This is a genomic window from Bacillus sp. (in: firmicutes) (genome assembly GCA_017656295.1).
Taxonomy (GTDB): Bacteria; Bacillota; Bacilli; order Bacillales; family JACDOC01; genus JACDOC01.
This window is the reverse complement of record JACDOC010000008.1, coordinates 80,772-98,193: the sequence shown is the minus strand read 5'-3', so window position 1 is coordinate 98,193 and position 17,422 is coordinate 80,772. Positions and strand designations below refer to the sequence as shown.

At 39.2% G+C, this 17,422-nt stretch carries 20 protein-coding genes; 1 reads left to right on the top strand and 19 read right to left on the bottom strand.

Annotated elements, in window-relative coordinates:
• Nucleotide 1: 1 nt before the first annotated feature.
• The 3 genes from cysK to H0Z31_09055 all read right to left on the bottom strand — a co-directional run bounded on the left by cysK (nucleotide 2) and on the right by H0Z31_09055 (nucleotide 2,377).
• Nucleotides 2-925 (bottom strand): cysteine synthase A, encoded by a 924-nt coding sequence (cysK, locus tag H0Z31_09065; protein MBO8177589.1) that lies wholly within the window; start codon nucleotides 923-925, stop codon nucleotides 2-4.
• Nucleotides 926-998: 73 nt separating this feature from the next.
• Nucleotides 999-1,700, bottom strand: coding sequence for a 5'-methylthioadenosine/S-adenosylhomocysteine nucleosidase (mtnN, locus tag H0Z31_09060; protein MBO8177588.1), 702 nt, complete (start codon nucleotides 1,698-1,700; stop codon nucleotides 999-1,001).
• A 38-nt stretch (nucleotides 1,701-1,738) separates the two neighbouring features.
• On the bottom strand, nucleotides 1,739-2,377 hold the full coding sequence (locus tag H0Z31_09055) for a methyltransferase domain-containing protein (GenBank protein MBO8177587.1): 639 nt from the start codon (nucleotides 2,375-2,377) through the stop codon (nucleotides 1,739-1,741).
• Between the two features lie 160 nt (nucleotides 2,378-2,537).
• Here H0Z31_09055 and H0Z31_09050 point away from each other — a divergent pair, with 160 nt between their 5' ends.
• Nucleotides 2,538-2,744 carry a YrzA family protein gene (locus H0Z31_09050; GenBank protein ID MBO8177586.1) on the top strand — a complete coding sequence of 69 codons (207 nt, stop codon included), beginning with the start codon at nucleotides 2,538-2,540 and terminating at the stop codon, nucleotides 2,742-2,744.
• Between the two features lie 9 nt (nucleotides 2,745-2,753).
• Here the strand turns inward: H0Z31_09050 and H0Z31_09045 are convergent, their stop codons facing one another.
• From H0Z31_09045 to H0Z31_08970, 16 genes are all read right to left on the bottom strand, one after another.
• Nucleotides 2,754-3,443 (bottom strand): YrrS family protein, encoded by a 690-nt coding sequence (locus H0Z31_09045; protein ID MBO8177585.1) that lies wholly within the window; start codon nucleotides 3,441-3,443, stop codon nucleotides 2,754-2,756.
• A gap of 72 nt (nucleotides 3,444-3,515) precedes the next feature.
• Nucleotides 3,516-5,288 (bottom strand): penicillin-binding protein 2, encoded by a 1,773-nt coding sequence (locus H0Z31_09040; protein MBO8177584.1) that lies wholly within the window; start codon nucleotides 5,286-5,288, stop codon nucleotides 3,516-3,518.
• A gap of 124 nt (nucleotides 5,289-5,412) precedes the next feature.
• The gene (gene greA / locus H0Z31_09035) at nucleotides 5,413-5,889 is read right to left on the bottom strand and encodes a transcription elongation factor GreA (protein ID MBO8177583.1); all 477 of its coding nucleotides are present in this window, start codon (nucleotides 5,887-5,889) and stop codon (nucleotides 5,413-5,415) included.
• Nucleotides 5,890-6,036: 147 nt separating this feature from the next.
• Nucleotides 6,037-6,672, bottom strand: a complete 636-nt coding sequence (udk, locus tag H0Z31_09030) for a uridine kinase (GenBank protein ID MBO8177582.1) — start codon at nucleotides 6,670-6,672, stop codon at nucleotides 6,037-6,039.
• A gap of 5 nt (nucleotides 6,673-6,677) precedes the next feature.
• Nucleotides 6,678-7,952, bottom strand: a complete 1,275-nt coding sequence (locus tag H0Z31_09025; protein ID MBO8177581.1) for a U32 family peptidase — start codon at nucleotides 7,950-7,952, stop codon at nucleotides 6,678-6,680.
• 13 nt (nucleotides 7,953-7,965) lie between these two features.
• Entirely contained in the window at nucleotides 7,966-8,895 is a 930-nt protein-coding gene (locus H0Z31_09020) for a U32 family peptidase (protein ID MBO8177580.1), read from the bottom strand.
• Complete coding sequence (locus H0Z31_09015; protein ID MBO8177579.1) at nucleotides 8,882-9,472, bottom strand: O-methyltransferase; 591 nt, start codon at nucleotides 9,470-9,472, stop codon at nucleotides 8,882-8,884. Before H0Z31_09015 ends, H0Z31_09020 begins: the two co-directional genes overlap by 14 nt.
• A 290-nt stretch (nucleotides 9,473-9,762) precedes the next feature.
• On the bottom strand, nucleotides 9,763-10,890 hold the full coding sequence (gene mltG / locus H0Z31_09010) for an endolytic transglycosylase MltG (protein MBO8177578.1): 1,128 nt from the start codon (nucleotides 10,888-10,890) through the stop codon (nucleotides 9,763-9,765).
• A gap of 423 nt (nucleotides 10,891-11,313) precedes the next feature.
• Nucleotides 11,314-11,601 carry a DUF1292 domain-containing protein gene (locus tag H0Z31_09005; protein MBO8177577.1) on the bottom strand — a complete coding sequence of 96 codons (288 nt, stop codon included), beginning with the start codon at nucleotides 11,599-11,601 and terminating at the stop codon, nucleotides 11,314-11,316.
• A gap of 16 nt (nucleotides 11,602-11,617) precedes the next feature.
• Complete coding sequence (ruvX, locus tag H0Z31_09000; protein ID MBO8177576.1) at nucleotides 11,618-12,034, bottom strand: Holliday junction resolvase RuvX; 417 nt, start codon at nucleotides 12,032-12,034, stop codon at nucleotides 11,618-11,620.
• Between the two features lie 4 nt (nucleotides 12,035-12,038).
• Nucleotides 12,039-12,305 (bottom strand): IreB family regulatory phosphoprotein, encoded by a 267-nt coding sequence (locus H0Z31_08995; GenBank protein MBO8177575.1) that lies wholly within the window; start codon nucleotides 12,303-12,305, stop codon nucleotides 12,039-12,041.
• A gap of 135 nt (nucleotides 12,306-12,440) precedes the next feature.
• Complete coding sequence (alaS, locus tag H0Z31_08990) at nucleotides 12,441-15,074, bottom strand: alanine--tRNA ligase (protein MBO8177574.1); 2,634 nt, start codon at nucleotides 15,072-15,074, stop codon at nucleotides 12,441-12,443.
• Between the two features lie 348 nt (nucleotides 15,075-15,422).
• The gene (locus H0Z31_08985; protein ID MBO8177573.1) at nucleotides 15,423-16,484 is read right to left on the bottom strand and encodes an AI-2E family transporter; all 1,062 of its coding nucleotides are present in this window, start codon (nucleotides 16,482-16,484) and stop codon (nucleotides 15,423-15,425) included.
• Between the two features lie 91 nt (nucleotides 16,485-16,575).
• Nucleotides 16,576-16,692, bottom strand: a complete 117-nt coding sequence (locus H0Z31_08980) for a DUF3918 family protein (GenBank protein MBO8177572.1) — start codon at nucleotides 16,690-16,692, stop codon at nucleotides 16,576-16,578.
• Nucleotides 16,693-16,712: 20 nt separating this feature from the next.
• Nucleotides 16,713-16,904, bottom strand: coding sequence for a hypothetical protein (locus H0Z31_08975; protein ID MBO8177571.1), 192 nt, complete (start codon nucleotides 16,902-16,904; stop codon nucleotides 16,713-16,715).
• Nucleotides 16,905-16,928: 24 nt separating this feature from the next.
• On the bottom strand, nucleotides 16,929-17,399 hold the full coding sequence (locus tag H0Z31_08970) for a PRC-barrel domain-containing protein (protein MBO8177570.1): 471 nt from the start codon (nucleotides 17,397-17,399) through the stop codon (nucleotides 16,929-16,931).
• Between the last annotated feature and the right edge of the window lie 23 nt (nucleotides 17,400-17,422).

Genomic DNA, 17,422 nt, shown 5'->3' with positions numbered 1-17,422 from the left:
GTTACATCCCACCTTCGTATATTTTTTTACTCAAGTAACGTTCACTAGAATCTGGAAAAATAGTGACAATATTCGTACCAGGTTTGGCACGTTCTGCTTCAATTAACGCTGCGTGAAGCGCCGCACCAGAAGAACTACCTACAAGCAGACCTTCTTTTTCTGCTAGTTGTTTGACTCGGTCAAAGGCATCGACGTCTAAAATGGTATGAATCGCATCAAAATAAGATGGATCCATATAGGCTGGTAAAAATTCCATGCCAATTCCTTCTGTTTTGTGTGGACCAGGTTCCCCGCCGTTTAAAATAGATCCTTCAGGTTCCACAATAACCGTTTTTATCTCTGGATTTTTTTCTTTTAAGTACCGAGCCGTTCCCATAAATGTACCACCCGATCCGGCACCTGCGACAAAGACGTCAATTTGTCCGTCGAGCTGTTCCCATAACTCAGGTCCTAGCGTTAAATAATATGTTTCCGGGTTGGCAGGGTTAGCAAATTGTTGAGGAACATAACTGTTTGGAATTTGTTCCGCAAGCTCTTTCGCCTTTTGAATTGCCCCTTTCATCCCTTTATTTGTCGGGGTATGGACAATTTCCGCACCTAGCGCTTTCATTAACTCTTGTTTTTCCATACTAAACTTTTCCGGGACACAAAAAATAACCTTAATTCCAGAATTCACTGCTGCTAGCGCTAAGCCTATCCCTGTGTTGCCAGCAGTCGGCTCGATAATGGTTCCACCTGGTTTTAATTTTCCTGATTCGAGCGCATCTTTAAGCAATTGTTGTCCTAAACGGTCTTTTATGCTCCCACCTGGGTTGAAGTATTCAAGTTTTGCAAATATACGAACCCCTTCTGGCTTTGGAAAATGATGTAGTTCAATAACCGGGGTATGTCCAATTAGTTCATGAACGCTCTGATAGACCTTCATAATCTAGTCCCCCTTCAAAACACCGTTCGCGATACGATGAAAGTAAAAGGCCTTAGAGTAGGCCTTTTACTTGTTAAGCATTTTTTAATGTAGCAATAATTTTCATGACTAGGTTAGCCGAATTAACTGCTGCTTTTTCTAGATATCGTTCAAACGAAACGTTCGATTCTTTTCCTGCAATATCAGATAATGAACGAATAATGACGAATGGGACATTGAATTGGTACGCCACTTGGGCAATCGCCGCCGCTTCCATTTCAACCGCTTGTAAACCGGTGAACTTGTCGCGAATATACTCTACCCGTTTTGGGTCGTTCATAAATGAATCGCCAGTGGCAATTAATCCACTTGTCACTTGAATGTCTGACATTTCTTTTGCACATTCAATCGCAATCGTTTTTAATTTTTCATCTGCCACATAAGCAGCAGGCATTTGTGGTACTTGACCATATTCATAGCCGAATGCTGTCACATCTACATCATGGTGACGTACTTCCGTCGAAATCACGACATCCCCTACGTTTAACGACTGGTCAAAACCACCAGCTGAACCAGTATTAATGACTACATCTGGACGAAAATGGTGTAACAAAATAGCCGTTGACATAGCAGCATTTACTTTTCCGATTCCTGAACGTAATAAAACAACGTCCACTCCGTTCATCTCACCGGAAGTAAATTCACAGCCGGCAATCGTTTCTACTGTCCGGTTTTCAATATGATTCCGAAGTAATTGTACTTCTTCTTCCATTGCACCGATAATGGCTACTTTCATGACTACAACCTCTTTCTGTAAAAATGTTGAAACATGGATTACCGTTTCACCGCTTCCATTAACCAAACAAAATCATTGCAACGTTCAAACGTCACCGAAAAGCCGTTTTGTTCCGCTAACAAACGTAACACTTCGTGAGTTGTATAATATTCACGATGCAAATCCTCTGCTAAGTTATGGAATCCGTTAGCTAACGCTTGTTGAATCGTCTCTTCGTACGCTTCTTTTGACTCGAACATCGTGTCGGCAAAGACTATTTTACCACCTTTCGCTAACATCTTTCCATACAATTCAAAGGCTTTCGCTTTTTCTTCATCCGTTAAATGGTGGAACGCATAGGTGCTCACAATGGAATCAATGTGTTCGTTTACTTCAAACGATAAGAAATCCCCATCTAACAATATCGCTTTTCCTTGAAGCTTTTTTTCCGCTTTTTTGCGCATTGCCAGAGATGGCTCAACGGCTATGACTTTACGTTGACGTTCGATCAGCTTCAAAGTTAAATTTCCTGTACCAGGACCGAATTCAAGTACCGTTCCAAACGAACGATCAGCCGTTTTCGTTAATATATCCTCATAGTGTTCGAACACTTTTTCATATTCCAAATCATGACCTGAAACAGTCTCATCATAAGATTCCGCCCATTGTTGAAAAATATCTAAAAATTCACGTCCCATAGGAATACACTCCTTACCTATATACTAACAATTCCTATAAATTTAGTATGAATTTAAAAGTTAAACTGTTCTAAATTTACCATATTCCAAAACATTGGGCAACAAAAAAATATTGGTGACACAGTGGACAATCGGTAAAATAAAGACTGGAGGGATGAAAATGAATATTCAATTAGATTTGTTTGAGGACAAAGTGGAATTTTTTGAAGCGTATGATTTAAAAACATTAGAAAAAAAGATTAATGAGCAAATTGACCATAATAAAGCCATTATGTTAATGGTTCACTCAGTTCACCACCAAGTTCAATTTGATCCCGATGGACGAAAATATTATACGGCCGTTGTTCATTTTAAAAGGAAGAAGTAAGCCAATGGATTATTCTTCTCCATTGGCTTTATCATTTTCTTTTAACAATTCAATTTTTGTTGGTTTCCAACCTTTTTCGTCAACCCATTCGATATACACACGATACACATCGGAAGATTGGGATGTCGTTATCGTACCGATTGCCGTATGAGGTGAACCCCCGTTTTCGACATACCAAACGGTCATCTCATCTACTGCGACCCCAAGGGCATACGCAATAGCTTGGAGCTTTTCTTCCCAATCGAGCGAATCTTTATCATACGATGATACATGCTCTCCGGTTTGGTTTGTTCCAATCGGTTCCCAGTTTGCCTTGACAACGGTTTGAATGACATTCGGATCGTCGCTTCCCTCCGTGACAATAACGTCTTGATCATCCATTGTTTCAACATCATCTTTTGGTTCATTGTTAACGGTATCTGTCGTTTTATCTTCCTTTGTTGCAGCATTCTCCGTATCGTCATTTGCTAATCGGTTATCGCTATTGGATTTCGTTTGTTCTTCATTCGTTTTTTTCGTTGTTAGTTTTGTGGCCGAATCGGCTCGTTCATCGTCAGTGTTGTTCCAAAATAGCGAACCTCCAATCAACAAAATAAATAAAAGAACAATTCCAATTAAAATATTTAAAACTCTGTTTGTTTTTCTCCGCCGTGCTCGGCGTGAAGAACGTGGTCCTAATTCATCTATATATTTTCCCATGAACTCTCCACCCCCATTTTCCTCGTCTCTATTGTACCATGTCTTTTAGAAACAATGGACAAAGTGTTACAATTATTCAAGTAACTGTGGTTCCGAAAGCGTATTATTGTGGTCCCAATCGTATAAAAATTGAACAACTTCTTGATAAAGAGGAATGACGCTACCTTTATCTTCCGGTACATTCATATTAACAACAACTAACGCATATTTCGGTTCATTAAAAGGAAAGTACCCTGCAAACCATTTATGATAAAGCTGACGCCCCTCCACAAACATCCCTGTCTCGGCCGTTCCCGATTTCCCGGCTACTTCATAAGGCATTGAAGCTAGCCATCGTCCGGTACCTTTTTCACTTGTAACCACTTGTCGTAACAGATGTTGTAGACGGGAGGCGGTTATCGACGATATGGAAGCTTCTTTACGTTGTTGCTGTAATGTCTTCATCGTGGTTCCATTTTTGTATTTAATTCCTTTTACCGACATGACCTCTATTTGTATTCCACCACGAGCGATAGTCGCCATCATATTGGCCACCGCTAATGGCGTTACTCGAACATCGTGTTGGCCAATAGCGGTTTGGGCGATGAAATTCGCATCGTTACGGTCGTCCTCTTTTGAAAAAAGTTGTCCTTTTTCTTCTCTTATGAGCGGTTGAAAGGAAGAAAAATGAAACAAATCGCCTCTCCAACCAACAGGACCTAATAGCCCTAATTTTTCCGCATAAGTGTCAAAAAATTGGGGGTCTTGTTTACTGAATTGTTTCGCTAACAAAGCAAACGTCCGGTTACAACTTTGAGCAAAGCTTTCATCAAAGGTAAGCATGCCAAGTTCACGATCGTCTTTTTTTCCATATATATCAAGATCACAATTAAATGTTGCTCCTTCTGAAAGCTCTCCCCTTTCTACAGCTGCCGCAGCCACCACCGTTTTAAAAATTGAGCCTGGCGGAAGGGACGTTATCATCCGATTTACAATACTGTTGTTCTCGTAAGGATCAGCTAAATTCATTTTCGGACGTGAAACCATGGCTAAAATTTCATTCGTCTGAACATCTAAAAGGACAAGCCCTCCTTCAGTCACGCCGTGAGAATCAACTAATTGTTCTACTTTCGCTTGAATGTCAACATCAATGGTTGTTTGTACATTGACAGGATAAAACGGGTTCGATGGAGTGAGTAGCTTTACATCAATTCCAAACAACGGGTCCCCTTCTCCATCTACATGATACAACAGCTTCGTCTCTTGTTCAGCAATGAGAAACTCATCAAAAGCTAATTGTAACCCCGAAATTCCAATTTGGGCAGCTTGTTTAACATTTTTATCCGGATATTTTTCGTGTAGCGGTTGATTGGTTTGTCGAGTAATTCCAATCAAGTGTTGGGCGATATGTTGTTTTTTCGGATATTTTTTGATCATCGCAAAAACCCCAGGAATTTCTAGAGCATTGATTTGCTGCATTTGCTCCTCCGTAAGCGAAAACGGAGCTTCCGTTTTTGGATGTTTTAATTCAAACGGTACTTTTGCTTCCTTCACTTGCTTTTCTAACGTCTCTACTGGTAGCTGTAAAATTTGAGCTACCTTTTCTTTTTCCCAATTCAATTGACGTAAAAACGGAAACAATATTAAAACGGTAAATTCGTCATACGTTATAGGTTTACCATAGCGATCTAAAAAGCCCCCTCGTCCCTCGTCAATAATTAGTTGTTGAGTTCGTTGGCGGACACTTGCTTCTAATAAGTTAATATGATGCTTGGAAAAGTCTTCTGTTTGAAATAATTGAATTTGAGCTAACCTTCCAAGATATGTAACAATCATCAGTAGACAACAACACCCCAACATGACCATTCGTCGTCTCAAAAGCAACACCTCAAATTCATTGTTGACGAATTGCCTTCGTAATAATCATGAGAGAAAAAGAGACAATAAAAAACGTGCTGAACATCGTAAGTTCAGCACGCAAATGCTTCCTTTATTTTATAGCAATAATTTTGACAGTCATGTCACCGCCTGGTGTTTGAACAACTACCTCTTCCCCTACTTTACGACCAAGTAAACTTTTCGCAATCGGGGAATCGTTCGAAATACGGCCTTCGAACGGATCGGCTTCTGCACTACCTACAATCGTGTATGTTTCCTCTTCACCGTCTGGTAATTCAACAAACGTAACGGACTTACCAAGGGAAACGGTATCTGAATTAAGCTCATCATCTTCAATGATTTTCGCATTTCGAATCATCGTTTCTAAAGTAGAAATACGGCCTTCAACAAACGCTTGTTCTTCTTTCGCTGAATCGTATTCAGAGTTTTCGGAAAGGTCTCCGAAACTGCGCGCAATTTTGATACGCTCGACTACTTCTTTTCTTTTAACCGTTTTTAAGTATTCTAATTCTTGTTCTAATTTCTCTTTACCTTCTTTAGTCATTGGGTATACTTTTTCGTTAGACAAAACTATTCACTCCTCTTCATCCAAATTGTTCGCCTATGTAAAATAAACGGAACGAAATATAAGTTTTTGCGCGTCCCCAATAGGAGGGCGCGCAACGAAATGAACAATCTTTCTCACTTATTTATATTTGATATCTATGATATCGTATTACAAAAATGCTTTTTGTTCAAGAATTGTTTGAATTTTTGTGACCATTAAGTCGATAGCGACATGGTTTTGGCCACCCTCAGGAATGATAATATCGGCATAACGCTTTGTCGGTTCGATAAATTGGTTATGCATCGGACGAACGACGTTAATGTATTGGTCAATGACCGATTCCATTGTTCGTCCGCGTTCTTTAATGTCCCGTTGTAACCTTCGAATGATGCGAATATCTGCATCAGTGTCAACATACACCTTAATATCCATTAAGTTGCGCAATCTTTCGTCCTCTAATACTAAAATGCCTTCTAATATAATCACATCTTTTGGTTCAACATGAATAACTTCGTCAGAACGGGTATGCAGTTTATAGTCATACACAGGTTTTTTAATCGGTTTGTATTGTAATAATTGATGTAAATGTTCAATTAACAAATCGTTATCAAAAGCAAGCGGATGATCATAGTTCGTTTTTAACCGTTCTTCAAATGGTAAATGACTTTGGTCTTTATAATAATAATCTTGTTCCAGCATTAAAATGGAATGACCTTGAAAATGATCATAAATGGCTTTTGTAACACTCGTTTTTCCGGACCCCGATCCGCCCGCTACACCAATGACTACGGGTTTACGATTCATCTTTCTTACCGGTTCTCCTTTCGCATCATGTTGTATTTATAAACTGGTTGGTTCACTTTAAAGCGCACGATTTGTAATGGATGGCGAGCAGCCTCAAGTTCATTTCCATCTTCATCCCAAATCGTATCAATAACTTGCGTAAAGTTTTCGATTTCTGGACCGAAGAACTCGACTTCGTCTCCCGGCTTAAAGTAATTACGTTGTTGCAATGTCACCATTTGTGTTTCAGGGTCATAGTCTAACACAAGTCCGACAAAGTCGTACTTTGTTTTCTTTCCATGAACCCCGAACATTTGCTCTTGATATCCTGGGACGCCTTCAAAGAAAGCCGGAGCCGTATCCCGGTTCGCACATTTATCTAATTCTTCTAACCATTCCTTCTTAATTTTAAAGTTATCTGGGTCAGCACAATAAACGTCGATTACTTTACGATAAACGCTTACCACTGTCGCTACGTAATGAATTGATTTCATACGACCTTCGATTTTTAAACTGTCAATACCGAGCTCAATCATTTTTGGAATAGATTCCACTAATTTTAAGTCTTTGGGACTCATTGCAAATGGGGCGTCGTTTTCAGAGAATAACGGAATTTCATTTCCGTCGTTCCATTCATATAAATCATAATCCCAGCGACAAGACTGACAGCAACCACCACGGTTAGAGTCACGTGCTGTCATGTGGTTACTTAATACACAGCGACCGGAATAAGAAATACACATCGCTCCATGAATGAACGTTTCAATCTCGATATCCACTTTTTCTTTTATTTCACGAATTTCCTTTGCACTGGTCTCACGCGCTAATACAACACGTTCAAGCCCTTCTTCCTTCCAAAATTGAACAGCCTTCCAGTTAGTAAGGGATTGTTGCGTACTTAAATGGACTTCTAATTTTGGAGCGACCCGACGACATGTTTCAATAATGAGGGGATCAGCGACGATGATTCCCGTTACCCCTGTATCTTGAATGCCCTTTAAATATTCTTCTAATCCGTTAATGTTTTCGTTATGGGCATAAATATTAGTTGTTACGTACACTTTTGCTCCGTACTTATTAGCAAACTCCACCCCTTCTTTCATCTCTTCTAGCGTAAAGTTATCAGCGTTGGAGCGTAACCCATATTCTTGTCCACCAATATATACCGCATCAGCACCGTAATGAACGGCAATTTTTAATTTTTCTAAGCTACCGGCTGGTGCGAGTAGCTCTGGTTTTTTGACAATGACCCGTTTTCCATCAACAATGGTTGATATTTTATCATTTTTTACTACCGTCATCTCTGACCCTCCTTTAATACACCGTTTCTTTAAAGAAGAAACCTGTATCTAACGGACGATTTTCCGGTTGAATTTCTTCAATTTTTGCATAAAGCTCATCTTTTATCTCTTCGTAACGATCGACGTCTTCTACGCATGTATCAATCGCTTGTCGATAAAGTTTTGTTACTTCGATAATGTATTCAGGGCTTTTTAAAACCCCGTCAATTTTAAAAGAATCAATGCCGGCTTCGATCATCTCTTGTAATTCATCAATGATACAAATATCATTTGGACTCATAATATGAGTACCGTTTTCATCTTCGAAAATTGGATATTTATTATTACGTTCTTTATCGTGTAAGAACATGTTTTTATTTTGTTTTCGGTTTTCGATTTCCATCACTTTTCCTTGGTATTCAAAATAGTTACCAAGTAACGTCCGCTTCGATTGAAACATGCACGTCATTCCGTGCACTTGCACTTCGATTTCTACTTCCGCGTGTTCTTTAATTTCTAAAATGGCATCCATGTTAATTTCACGTGCAAGAACAGCACGTTTAGCTCCTTTTCTTCCCCAATAATTACATGTATACCAGTTCGTCGCAGTTGTTTCTGTATTCCAGTGCAGCTTCATATTTGGCGCTACTTCTCGAACGGTCATCAACACCGCTGGGTCACCAAAAATAATCGCATCCGCGTTAATCTCTTGTACAAATTTTACATAGTCAGCTAGTTCATCGACTTTATCGTTGTGAAAGATCGCGTTCATTGCAACGTATACTTTTTTTCCACGACTATGAGCAAGTTCAGCCGCTTTTTTTACATCTTCTCTAGAAAATTCACCTGCTAATCGTAACCCGTAGCGCATTTCTCCAACGACAAACGCATCTGCTCCTGCATCGCAAAGCGGCAGAATATCGTCTACTGACGTTGGTGTCACTAACAATTCAGGCTTTTTCATTGCTTCCACCTCTTTTTTTACTTATTGCAATCCCGTCACCTACAGGAAGAATGATCGAATGATACGAAGGATGGTGCATTAACCATTCATTATAGGCTCTAATTTTTTTTACTAATTGCTTGATTCGCTTATTGTCGAATTCCTCGGCGACGACTAGGCCTTTAAATAACACGTTATCGGAATATATACTTCCCTCTGATGTTAAAAGTCGTTCATACAACTCAAAAAACTTTTGATATTGCCCTTTCGCTGCATCGATAAAAATCGCATCAAAAGGGCCCCATTCCTTCACAGTATCGAACACTTCTAAGGCATCCCCAAAAATAGGTTTTACCCGATCGCTAGCATCTGAACGTTGAATATATAAAAGAGCTTCTTCATATCGTTTTTTATCCCGCTCAATGGTTACAACGGTTGTGTTAGGTAAGGCATAGGCCATTCGTAATGCCGAATAACCGATGGCCGTCCCGATTTCTAAAATCGTTTTGGGCTGTTGAAGACGAAGGAACTGTAGCAATGCTTCCATCCCAACCGACTCCATTATTGGGACGTTTTGTTCTATAGCATATTGTTCCATCTCTAAAAATAAGGACGACTTCTCACGAATGAAGGAAGCGATGTACGACTCTATCCTTTGATTCACGACAACATCCTCCTTTTTCCCTAAACTGGGAAAGTTGTCGGTTTTAGTTAAAAGATAATCACATGAAAAAAAGCGCTCACAGGTATAGAAACATGAAAAAGAGAAAGCGGAGTCGCTTTCTACTTACCATACATCTGTGAAATACGCTTTTGGAACATACTTTATCTATTTTAACATAAAAGAATATGGAAAGCGAATATTTCTTTCCATATTCTTATCAATTATTAGTTATTCGTAATATATTTCGCTTTTAATTCGTTATGCTCTTGAAGAGTAGTGGAATAGAACACTTCTCCTTCTGCGTTGGCTAAGAAGTAATAATAATCCGTATCCGCTGGGAACAAAGCAGCTTCAATGGACATTTTCCCCGCGTTCGCAATCGGACCCGGCGGCAAGCCTTTATGAATATACGTATTATACGGGGATTGTACTTCTAAATCTTTGTATAACACTCGATCTTTATGTTTGTTTAAGGCGTATAAAACCGTTGGGTCGGTTTGTAATGGCATTTCGGCATCTAAACGGTTATAAAAAACACTGGCTATTTTTTGACGGTCAGCTTTAGCTGTTGCTTCTTCTTCAATAAGAGAAGCTATCGTTAACAATTCGTGTACGGATAAATTCCGCTCAATTATTGCATCTTCATATTCACTAATAACTTCTACAGTTTTTTCTAACATGATATCGACAATTTCCTCTACTGTAGGGTTGTCTTCATACATTGGATACGTTGCTGGGAATAAATACCCTTCAAGAGGATATTTAATATTTTCATCTAAAATTTCTTCCGTTAATAATGCTGGATATTTGTTCATTAAATTCTTAATAAATTCTGGATCATTCAACTGACTAAAAACGTCTTCACTCTTTTGATTCGTTTTTTCCGCAATAATTGCGGCAATTTCAACAAGCTGCAACCCTTCAGGAATTGTTAGTTTCCATTTTACTTCTTGATATACTTTTCCTGTTTTTAAACTCTTAATAATTTGTTGTAACGTCATTGACGGAGATAATGCATATGTTCCCGCCTGAAATCCTGACTCATTGTTAAATTTCACATAATAGCGAAAGATGGTTGCATTTTTAATGATTCCTTTATCTTCTAAAATGTTCGCAATGGTAGTGACACTCGAACCGATTGGAATTTCTACCTCAATTTGCTTATTACTATCCGCATCAAGTGGTTTTAAAGCCGAATTCACGTACCAAAATCCACTAATGCCAACCACTAACATTATGACAACGATCGTTAATGTAGTAAAGAAAACAATTTTTCGAACGGTTTTTGCTTCTTCTTTTCGTTCAAGCAATTTTTTATACATTTCCTCTCGATAATCTTTCTTTTCTGTCATCTCCGCTCCCCCTTCCAAAAAGTGGGATATTCGTTCTTTACTCATCTTCACTATTATACTATAAAATCGATCACATGCTAGACCAAATTCTTTTTTCATCAAAATTCCATAAAAATGAAAAGAGATATGCCATCTATAGTGTAGTAAAAAGGATAGGTATCAGCGATGTTTAAAGATTTAGCTTGTTTAGATAACTCCATTCATTTTCACATCAATGCCAAAAATAGAATTAAAAATCAGATAAGAATGCTTTATGTACCACTTTTGATTACTTTTGCACCAAAATGAGGATGTTTTGCACCTAATGATTGGAATATGGACTTCATAGCTTTTTTTTGTTATTTACAAATTATATTTTTTTCACCAACCGTTTCATCATTTAACAAACAAAAATGACCACTTTAGAAGTGGCCATTCGGTTTCTTATTCTTCATCTTCTTCAGCTAAAAATGTGTTAAGCATTTCTTCAATCATATCCCATTCTTCTTCAGTTTCAATCGGCTGCAATTCGCCGCCGTCATCGTCCTCACCAGGTGTGAAGGCAGATGCCATAATTTCGATTTCTTCGTTTTCGTCTTCTTCAGCACCTACTGGGTAATAAAGAACGTACGACTTATTAAATTGATCAGATTCAAACGTAAATAACACTTCGCAAAGCTGTTCGTTTCCATTTTCATCAATTACTGTAATGTGTTTTTCACCATGTTCCATATTCTATCACCTCATATTATTTTTGGCTATCTAAGTAGCCTTGTAAAATCATAACAGCTGCCATTTTGTCAATCACTTTTTTTCGCTTTTTTCGACTGACATCAGCTTGAAGTAACACCCGCTCTGCCGCCATGGTGCTCAATCGTTCATCCCATAGTATAACCGGTAAGCCAAACTTTTTTTCTAATAATTTGGCGTAGTGTTGAGCTGCTTCCCCTCGGGGGCCCACGGTGTTGTTCATATTTTTTGGAAAGCCGACAACAATCTTTTCTACGTTATACTCATCAATGATTTCGGCTAGACGCTTAAAACCAAACTCTTGCTCTTCCTCGTTAATCGGAATTGTTTCAAGCCCTTGGGCTGTCCACCCTAATTCATCACTTAATGCCACTCCTACGGTCTTGGAGCCCACATCAAGACCTAAAACTCTCATGTATTTATCCCTCACGATGTTGATTTAAATAGGATTTCACTAATTCCTCAATAATTTCATCACGCTCTAGTTTGCGAATAATGTTACGGGCATCTTTATGTCGTGGAATGTAGGCTGGGTCTCCCGATAATAAATATCCGACAATTTGATTAATAGGGTTATACCCTTTTTCATGAAGCGCCTCGTACACTTGCATGAGCACTTCTTTTACATCATGTTCAAAAGATTCATCGGAAAAATTAAACCGCATCGTTTTATCAAACGAGCTCATCACATGCACCTCTCTACTAAGGATCTCTTACAAAAAGGACCTCTATCATACACAATTGGGAAGATAGAGGTCATCTTCCTACCGGAGTCCCAAATGTCAATTGTTACCTACATTGTACACTACTTTTGCCCGAAATTAAACGGATTTGATCCATTCTTCTACAAATTGAAGGGCCGCATCTAATTGTTCCGGATTTTTACTGCCTGCTTGCGCCATATCTGGACGACCACCACCGCCACCACCACAACGTGACGCTACTTCTTTCACAAGTTTACCGGCATGATAACCTTTATTAACTAAGTCTTTCGTCACACCAGCGATAATGTTGACCTTTCCGTTTTGCGCCGTACCTAAAACGACAATACCGGACTCTAGTTTTTGTTTTAACTCATCGACCATGTTCCGTAAGCTATTCATGTCAGCGACGTTTACTTTGCTGGCTAAAACTTTAATTCCTTCCACTTCTTTTACTTTGTCCGCTAAGTTACCAGCTTCAATGTTGGAAAGTTTCGCTGCTAGAGACTCGTTTTCACGCTGTAGCTCTTTCATTTCTTGGAGCAAGGCATCAACTTTAGTAATTACATCTTTTGGATGGGATTTTAACTTTTGGGCAACATCTTTTAACATTTGAACTTGATCATTCAATAAGCGATACGCCGCTTCTCCTGTAACGGCTTCAATACGACGTGTTCCTGCACCAATTCCACCTTCGGATACAATTTTAAATAGACCAATCACAGATGTGTTTGGAACGTGACAGCCACCACAAAGCTCTAAGCTATAGTCTCCGACAGAAACAACGCGAACGATATCACCGTATTTTTCACCGAATAGAGCCATTGCCCCCATCGCTTTTGCTTCTTCTAATCCTTTATAGTCAATTGTAACAGGTAAGTTCGCCCAAATTTTTTCGTTGACGATGGTCTCAATTTGTTCAAGTTCTTCCGGTTGAACTTGCCCGAAGTGGGAGAAGTCAAAACGTAAACGGTCAGGTTCAACTAAGGAACCAGCTTGGTTGACATGATCGCCTAATACATCTTTTAACGCTTGATGTAGTAAGTGAGTTGCCGTATGGTTCTTCGTAATTTTGCTCCGGGAAGCGAGGTCAATCGAAGCAAGAACCTTCATGTTTTTCTTTAAGGAACCTTTTTTCACGATACCTGTATGAAGGTGTTGACCGTTCGGTGCTTTTTGAACTTCTTGTACCTCTACTTCTACCTCTTCATTTGTTAGTAGCCCTTTGTCCGCTACTTGTCCACCGCTTTCTGCGTAAAACGGTGTTTGATCAAGAATAAACTGGACTTCTTCTCCTTCATGTACTTCATCAACCAATTCGTCATCTTTCACAAGAACTTTCACTGTTCCTTTTACTTCAAATTGATCGTAGCCAACAAAGCGGCTCTCTTCCGTAATAGAGCTAAGCAAGCCTCCTTGAACTTGCATAGATCCTACGTCTTGACGTGCCGAACGGGCCCGCTCGCGTTGACGTTCCATTTCTTTTTCAAATCCTTCTATATCGAGAGAGAGACCTTTCTCAAGAGCGTATTCTTCCGTTAATTCCACCGGAAAACCGTACGTATCATATAGACGGAAAACATCTTTTCCATCAAGCATTTGTTTTCCTTCTTGCTTTGCTTGTTCAAGGAGTGAAGAAAGAATCGCTAGTCCTTCGTTTAACGTTTCATGGAAGCGTTCTTCTTCGTTTTTAATGACCTTTTGAACGAACTCGCTCTTTTCTTTTACATTTGGATAAAAATCAGCCATAATCTCCGCTACAACCGGTACGAGCTCGTACATAAATGGACGTTCAATGTTAATTTGTTTCGCATAACGAACCGCCCGGCGAAGAAGACGACGTAACACATAACCTCGACCTTCGTTGGATGGTAACGCTCCATCAGCAATAGCAAATGTCACCGTACGAATATGATCGGCAATGACTTTAAATGCCACGTCTTTTTCCGCATCCACTCGATATTTTTCACCTGAAATCTTTTCCGTTGCTTCAATAATTGGCATAAATAGATCGGTATCAAAGTTCGTCGGTACATCTTGAACAACGGAAGCCATGCGTTCAAGACCCATTCCCGTATCAATGTTCTTTTTCGGTAATGGGGTATATGTACCATCTGGGTTATGGTTAAATTGGGAAAATACTAAGTTCCAGACTTCTAAGTAACGTTCATTTTCGCCACCTGGATATAATTCTGGATCCGTTGGGTCGTCTCCGTATTCTGGTCCACGATCGTAGAAGATCTCTGTATTTGGACCACTTGGCCCTTCTCCGATATCCCAGAAGTTTCCTTCTAAACGAATAATGCGCTCTTCTGGAATGCCAATTTTGTTTTTCCAAATCTCATACGCTTCCTCATCCTCTGGATGAATGGTAACGGACAATCGTTCTGGATCAAAGCCAATCCATTTTGGATCGGTTAAAAATTCCCATGCCCACTCAATCGCTTCCTCTTTAAAGTAATCACCGATGGAAAAGTTTCCTAACATTTCAAAGAACGTATGGTGGCGCGCCGTTTTTCCGACGTTTTCAATATCGTTCGTACGAATCGATTTCTGTGCGTTCGTAATGCGTGGATTGTCCGGGACAACGCGGCCATCAAAATATTTTTTTAATGTTGCAACACCACTGTTAATCCAAAGTAAGGAAGGATCGTCAACTGGAATAAGCGACGCGCTCGGTTCAATTTTGTGTCCCTTTTGTTCGAAAAATTCAAGAAACATTTGCCGTATTTCAGAACCTGTTAACTTTTTCATTCCCTCTTCCTCCTTTAAATGATGTACTTAAAGTGAAAAATAAAAAAAGCCCTCATCCCTGGACAGGGACGAGAGCGTGCTCGCGGTACCACCCTGATTATGAATACTCCTAAATAAAGACGTATCCATCACTTTCATGCCTTAACGCGGCAACACGTCAGGGATTAACCTGCCCTCTGGATTAGCTTTCTGTTATCCTTCATCTGGAATTTCTTTCAGCCTACGGAAATTCCTCTCTTCGACGCATGATTCATGCGCTACAGATGGCCTATAACATACTCGATCCTTCATTGATTTCCCAATCTTCACTTGTCTAACAGGAATTATAGAAAACTTTCTTCCTCTTTGTCAACGTCTGATTATGAAATGGTTTTTTCCATGAATAATGGCTGTTTTTAGGATAGCTAAAATCGGGACAGCAATAATAAGCCCAATGATTCCACCGATTTCACCACCAACTAGTAAAGCGGCCATAATAAGTAACGGATGCATGTGCAAATTTTTACCCACAATATAAGGAGAGAGAATGTTTCCTTCAATAAATTGAAGAACAGCAATGATAACGATAACGAATAAGACAGTTCGAAAGGATATTGTTGCGCCGATGATGACCGCTGGAATCGCTCCGATAATTGGACCAAAATAAGGAATGATATTAGTAATACCAACGAAAATCCCAAGTAGCAGAGGATATTTTATTTTTATCAACCAAAAAGCAATTGACGCTAGGGTGCCAATTATCGTACCGACGATGAACTGCCCACGTATATACCCTCCCAATGATTCTTCTACATCGCGTATAAATTGAAGACTTTGTTTACGCCAGCTTTTCGGAGTGAGATACCAACACATTTTCTTCACTTTTTCAATATCTTTTAACAAATAAAACGATATAAATGGAATAAGTCCAAGAAGAAATATCAATTTCGTCACGTATCCCATTCCATCTCCCATTTGATCAAGAAGTTGAGCTGATCGCCGTTCTAATTGATGAATTCGTTCATCAAGTTCTTCCTGTAAACGAACCGGCCACCCCTCAGTTTTCTGTTCAATCATTTGAAGCCAGTGAGAATATTGGTCTGCAAACATTGGAATATTTTGCGAAAAATCTTGTACTTGGCGAATAACAAGCGGTATACCTTTATAAATAGCTAATCCAGTGATTGTAAAAAAAGAGACGTAAATAATGAATATAGCCAATACTCGGGAAAGCCCCTTTTCATGAAGATGCTCTACAAAAGGGTGTAGTAAGTACGTAATAAATCCGCCAAGAATAAACGGGAGAGATACTTTTAAGACGATATGAACGATAGGTAACCAAATCGGATGTAATAAATAAATAAAATAAACGACAATTAAGAACAAAAGGATCGTTCCAAGCCAATAAATCCATTGTAGGTTTAGTTTCACCGTTCCATCCCCCTTTCGTTAGTTTTTCTGTTAAAAAAGAGAAATATTCAACAAAAACAAAAAAGGGCTGCTTTTAAGCAACCCTTTATTATTACCAACCTATTCGCTTTCGTATCTTTTTCATTTGTCGACGTAGCCGTTTTGGATTCATTGTTGCTGCTGCCAATCCTACACCAAAACTAATTAAGGAAGTCATCGCTCGATTCAAATCATTTCACCTCTAATTGTTTAGGATGAAAAACGCCGCTCTTCCTCAGAAAACAAATCATCTAATGAACTTAACGTTCCATCCTCTTCTACTTGATGCGTATGAATGAGCCCTTCAGAAACAGAAAGTTCAATAAAACAATCCCAGCAATAATATTGGTTAACACCGATTTTCCCTAAATTTTTACTACGACAGTTTGGGCACTGTAACATCGATTATGAACACCTCGTACTCCATTACGTAATAATAACCGCGTCTTTACCAATTTTTGGAGGATTTGAAGAAGAAATGACTTGTGGCCCTTCCCGTAAATCGGTAAAAAGTCCTTCGGTTATTTCATATGCTACGATTGTGCCCAAATCTTCCAAAAAATATACATCTTGGAGCAATCCTAAGTGTTCACCTTCAGTTGTTAATAACTCTTTCCCATATAGCGATTCATCGTGCTTGATGGTATACAAGTTTTCAGCGTGTTTCCCTTCGAGTAATTCGTTTTCGCTTTTAATAAAAATACAATCATGCCCAAACTGTTGAACGTTTGTTAACGGTAACCAATAACTTTTGGGAAAAATCCGATTCTTTCGTTTGACGATAAGCCCTTTGACACGCCCATTGGAATCAATTCCTATATCACATATTTCCCCAACGACTTCACCTGTTTGGAGGGAGACTACATATAAACGGTTGAGAAGGGTAAATGTTCGCAAAGATTTTCCCACCTTTCCGAACA